We start from the raw sequence: 4832 nt of genomic DNA, 5'->3' as shown, positions 1-4832 counted from the left end.
CGATCAGAGAGCGAACGACGCACGGCCTTCGACCAGTGGCTCCACACCTACAATCACCACCGCGGACACACCGCACTCAACGGCCACCCACCCGCCACCCGCGTCCCCAACCTCACAGGGCAATACAGCTAGGGCCCGGTGGCGTGGTCGGTCCCGTCGGTCCCGTCGGTCCCCTCGGTCGCATGGGTACCGGCGGCTTCGTGGCGGGCGCGGTGGGCGCGGACCTTGTGGAGGTTGCCGCAGTGCTCCATGGCGCACCAGCGGCGGCGGCCCGGGCGCGAGGTGTCGACATAGACGAGCGAGCAGGTGTCGGAGGAGCACACCCGTATCCGGTGCGCGTGCGGGCCGGTGAACAGGTCGATCGCGTCGTGGGCGACGGTGGCCAACAGCTGTCGCCCGGTGGCCGGTTCGGCGAGGGCGCGGGTGCCGTCGGGGGCGATCAGGGGCGTCAACGGGGGGCGTGCGGCCGCCGCGTTCACCACCGCCAGGGGCTCGGCCGGCAGCGGCTCGCCGGCCGCCCGCGCGAGCGACATCTCCCACAGCGCGTCGCGCAGTTGGCGGGCGGCGCGCAGCTCGTTCCAGCTCACCGTCAGCCGGGGCACCGGCCGCAGCCGGCACTCCGCCGCCCAGCCGACCAGGTCCTCGGGCGCGTGCAGCACCTCCCAGCGCGCGAACGCGCCGGGCCCGCCCGTCGGCAGCAGTTCGAGACAGAGCGCCCCCGGGTCGAAGCGGAACCAGCTTCCGGACCAGGAACGCAGACGCAACCCGGCCGCGCCGCTTCCCTTGAGACTCATGTAACCACTATAACTAGTTACATGGCACGTGGCTGGAAAGTTGTGATCGACAGCGAGAACGCCCAGGAGCAGGCGGAGTTCTGGGCCGCCGCCCTGGAGTACCGGGTGGAGGACCAGAGTCCGCTGGTGGCGCGGCTGCGCGCGGCGGGGCAGCTGCCGGACGAGGCGATCGTGGAGCACCGGGGCCGGCTGGCGTTCCGTGGCTTCGCGGCCGTCCGACACCCGGACGACCCCTTCGACGAGGAGAGCGACGTCGGCCTCGGCCGCCGGCTGCTGTTCCAGGAGGTGCCGGAGCGCAAGACGGTGAAGAACCGGCTGCACCTCGACATCCACAGCGGGCCCGGCGAACGGGAGCGGACGGTCGAGCGGTTGGAGGCCAGGGGCGCGAGACGGGTCCGCGAGGAGGACCAGGGTCCGGCCGGCCACTGGTGGGTGATGCTCGACCCGGAGGGCAACGAGTTCTGCGTCAGCTGAACGGGCCGAGCGGGACCGGCCCCTGGCTCAGGGCGTGTACAGCGACTCCACCGTGGTCACCCGGCCCGCTCCGTCGAAGCTCAGGTCGTAGCCGACGTGGGTGCGGGTCGACGATGGCAGGGTCGCCAGCAGGCTGACGAACTCGGTCGGGGAGTGCGACGACGGGTGTGCCTCGTCGGTGAGCGGGGCCGACAGCAGCACCGTGGCGTCCTCGGCCAGGGGCACCGTGGTGAAGGGGCCCTCGCTCGGGATGACCAACCATGCCTCGTACGATTCCGTGACCGCTTCCTTCCGCGCGGGCCGCACCGACAGATAGTTCACCCCGTCGCTGGTCCAGGCATCCTCGATCTGCGCGAACTGCTCGCTGCCGGCCCAGGGCGCGGCATCTTCGGACGCGGACGGAGACGGGGACGAAGAAGCGGACGGGGACGGGGACGCGGACGGGGACGCGTCGGTGTCGGGATCGGGGTGCGACGTGGGGGGCGGGGACGACGTCGCCGCCTCGTCGTCGCCACCCCCGCCGCCGCACCCGGACAGGACGACGGCGGCGAGGACCAACGCGGCGAGGCGGCGGCGCGGGACGGCCCGGCTCCGTGAGACATCTCTGGTCAACGCTGCTCCTGCGATCGGGATCGGGATCGGGGCGGTCCGGGTTCACGGTCTCCACGCGCCGCCCCCTCAGGTCGCATCACCAACCGGCCTCCTCTCCACCGCGCCGTGCGAACACGCCCCGATTCGCTGCCCGCGTCGGCGCGAGGGCCGCCCCTACCGCCTACTTTCGGCCGTCTGAGAGGCTGGACCCGGCGCGGCGCGCACGGCCGCGAGCCGGGGTCGCGATGTGCGGTCGCAAAGGGAGCGGGGAGGACGGGAGTTGAGGGAGGACGGCGAGAGGGTGCCGGCCTGGCGGGTGTTGCTCGCGGGGACCAACGGCCTGCTGTGGGGCCTCGTTCCGTTCGCGATCGCCCTGAACATGGTCGAGGAGTCGGTCCACGAGGTGCCGCCGGACAGCTGGACCGACTGGGGCGCCGGCGTGCTGCTGGTGCTCATCCTCGGGGTGATCACGTACTCCCTGGCGGAGTGGAACGTCGGCCTGCCGCCGCGCGGGCGGCGCGGCCCGGTGGCGCGCGGCTGGCTGATCGGCGGCTCGGTCGGGGTGCTGGGGGCGTGCGCGCTCCAACTGGGCAACGCCTGGCTGTACCCGAGGATGTCGGCCCTGGACGACGGCCTGTTGGCGCTGGCCGCGCTCGGCCTGCTGACCGTCTGGGGGCTGGGGCTGGCCAACGGGGCCCGGCCTGGCCCCTGGATACCCTGGCTGACGAGGCTGGCGGCCGAGACCGAACGCGTCAACCGCTACGGGCGCAGGCCCACCGAGCGGCCCGTCGCCCCGAGGCCGGCGCCGGCACGGGAGCCTGCCCCGGCACGGGAGCCGGCGCCCAAACCGACGTTGGCGAAGGGGCGGACGCCGAACGGGTCGGCGCCGGGGAAGCCGCGCCGGCCGCGTCGACCGCGTCGACCGCTCAGTGCCCGTCAGCTGTTCTGGGCCACCGTCGCCCTGGGCGCGGTGCCGGCCGTCGTCTTCACGCTGGTGCTCCGGTACGCCATCGACACGGCGGATGTGCCCACCTGGCTGTCGCTGCTGACGCTGCTGCTCATGGCTCCGGTGGCGATCGCCACCCTGGTGCTGCTGGTCTCCAAGCCCGAGCGGGTCTCGGGACGGCGCAAGCTGGTGCTGGTGGGGAGTTGGCTGGTTCTCGCCCCTCCGACCTGGCTGGCCGCCGGGCTGGGCGGGGTCGGCGACCCGGTGCGGCAGGTGTGGGCGGCCGAAGCCCCCGCCGGGGCCGCCGACGCCGGGGGGCGGAACATCACCGCCGGCGCCTGGGTGTTGGACGGCTCCGTGGTGCGGATGACCGCGTGGGGGCTGACCTCCTACGACGTGGCGGACGGCGCGGAGCGCTGGTCCTGGCGGCCGCCAGGGGGCCGGCTGCTGTGCGCCGCCGCCGAACAGCCCACCGAGCGGCTGCTGTTGCTCGCCCTCCGGGCGCCCGAGGCCGAGCGGTGCGAGACGGTGCTGGCGCTGGACCCGGCGCGGGGCGAGCCGCTGTGGTCGGGCGACTTCGTGGGCGGGCCCACCTTCCGGGCCGACGCCGATGCCCCCCACGACTATGAGTTGGCCGACGAAGGGCCCGGGGCCTCCGAGGAGCCGCCGCACACCGGGCAGTTGGCCCTGGCCGGGCCCGCCGCCGTGCTCCGCGAGGCGACCGGCGGCTACCGCGCGCTGGACGCGACGGACGGAACGCCGCTGTGGGCGGCCGAGGCGACCGAGGGCTGCCACCCGGTCGGGGTGGCCGGGGACGGCGCCCAAGGCGCGCTGGTGACCGCCGAGTTCTGCACGGACGACGCGGGGGCGGCGGAGTCCGGGCGGCGGGTCGTGGTCAGCCTCAGGGACCCGGCGGACGGCACGGTGCTGAGCGCGCACCCGCTGCCCCACGGCTACCGGCCCGGCGATTTCCAGGTGATCTCCGTCCAGCCCCTGGTGGTGCGGGCCGGCTACACCCTGCACGCCGCTCCCGGGACCGAGAGCCCGTCGGCCGACGGCACGACGGCCGGGAGTGCGACGGAGGCGGGGCGAACGGTGGTCATCGACGCCGCAGCCGACGTTCCGGCGACCCATCCCGCCCTGCGGCACGGGGCGTTCAGCGCGGTGCCGCTGCGCGAGGCGGCGGTCGTGGACGGGCTGCTGGTGACCCACTCAACCGAGCGGTACACCGTGCGGTCCCGGGGCAGCACCAGCGTCCACAGCAGGTCGACGGTGAGCGCCCACGCGCTGGCGGACGGCTCGCCGGTGTGGCGTTCGGACACCTTCGACGGGGCGGTGGTCGGCCTGAGCGAACGGGACGGGCAGGTGACCGTGCTCGCCCGGGAGACCGGCCGGAACGCCACCACGCTGCGTTCGTTCCGCGTGGACGACGGCGCGACGGTGCGCTCCGGCCGACTCCATCCGTCGGTGGGCGGGAACGAGCCGCAGCTCTTCACCGAACTCCACTCGGGCGAGGGCTGGTTGCTCCTGAACCAGGGCGAACACAGCGCGGACGACCCGCTGCTCCACCTCTTCCGCTGAGGTCCCCGGTCCCGGGTCCCCGGTCCCGGGTCCCGGACATCGCCGGGCATCACCGGGGAGCGCCGGGTCAGCGGGGCCTGGACCGCGCCCGTGCTGGACAGTGACCCGGAGGCCGCCGCGCCGTGGGGCGCCACCGGCTATGTGCCGGGGCCCTCGCTGACCCAGGTCCTGCGCGAGGACGGCCCGCTGCCCGAGTCCACGGTCTGGGCCCTCGCCCACGGGCTGGTCCAGGCGTTGGCGGACATCCACGGCAACGGGCTGATCCACCGGGACCTCAAGCCGTCCAACATCCTGATCACCCTGGAGGGGCCGAGGGTCATCGACTTCGGCATCGCCCACGCCGTGGACGCCAGCGGCGCCACCCCAACCGGCCACGCCCAGCGCCCCGTTGGGCGGAGCCCGGGCGGGCGGGCGCCAGCGCGCGGCCGGCGGCGCGCGCTGGCCCC

General features: G+C 74.6%; 5 protein-coding genes and 1 pseudogene. 4 read left to right on the top strand and 2 right to left on the bottom strand.

The features are described from left to right. Positions 1 to 132 (top strand): annotated as a pseudogene (locus tag EBN88_RS28655) (IS481 family transposase); the annotation flags it as partial. Here EBN88_RS28655 and EBN88_RS28650 read toward each other — a convergent pair. After that, positions 129 to 794 carry a CGNR zinc finger domain-containing protein gene (locus tag EBN88_RS28650; protein ID WP_122399923.1) on the bottom strand — a complete coding sequence of 222 codons (666 nt, stop codon included), beginning with the start codon at positions 792 to 794 and terminating at the stop codon, positions 129 to 131. The pseudogene EBN88_RS28655 and the gene EBN88_RS28650 overlap by 4 nt on opposite strands. A 21-nt stretch (positions 795 to 815) precedes the next feature. Between EBN88_RS28650 and EBN88_RS28645 the strand changes: the two genes are divergently transcribed. Beyond that, entirely contained in the window at positions 816 to 1268 is a 453-nt protein-coding gene (locus EBN88_RS28645) for a VOC family protein (RefSeq protein WP_122399922.1), read from the top strand. A gap of 27 nt (positions 1269 to 1295) precedes the next feature. Here EBN88_RS28645 and EBN88_RS30955 read toward each other — a convergent pair whose 3' ends face one another. Further along, on the bottom strand, positions 1296 to 1880 hold the full coding sequence (locus EBN88_RS30955) for a hypothetical protein (protein WP_158621573.1): 585 nt from the start codon (positions 1878 to 1880) through the stop codon (positions 1296 to 1298). 259 nt (positions 1881 to 2139) lie between these two features. Here EBN88_RS30955 and EBN88_RS32505 point away from each other — a divergent pair, with 259 nt between their 5' ends. Next, positions 2140 to 4386 (top strand): PQQ-binding-like beta-propeller repeat protein, encoded by a 2247-nt coding sequence (locus EBN88_RS32505; protein ID WP_122399921.1) that lies wholly within the window; start codon positions 2140 to 2142, stop codon positions 4384 to 4386. Positions 4387 to 4476: 90 nt separating this feature from the next. Next, a partial coding sequence (locus EBN88_RS28630; RefSeq protein ID WP_325052788.1) for a protein kinase domain-containing protein occupies positions 4477 to 4832 on the top strand: 356 nt, incomplete at its 3' end.

The organism is Streptomyces triticirhizae, from assembly GCF_003696235.1.
GTDB lineage: Bacteria > Actinomycetota > Actinomycetes > Streptomycetales > Streptomycetaceae > Streptomyces > Streptomyces triticirhizae.
The sequence above is the reverse complement of the archived record's forward strand: the minus strand, read 5'-3'. Positions and strand labels throughout refer to the sequence as shown.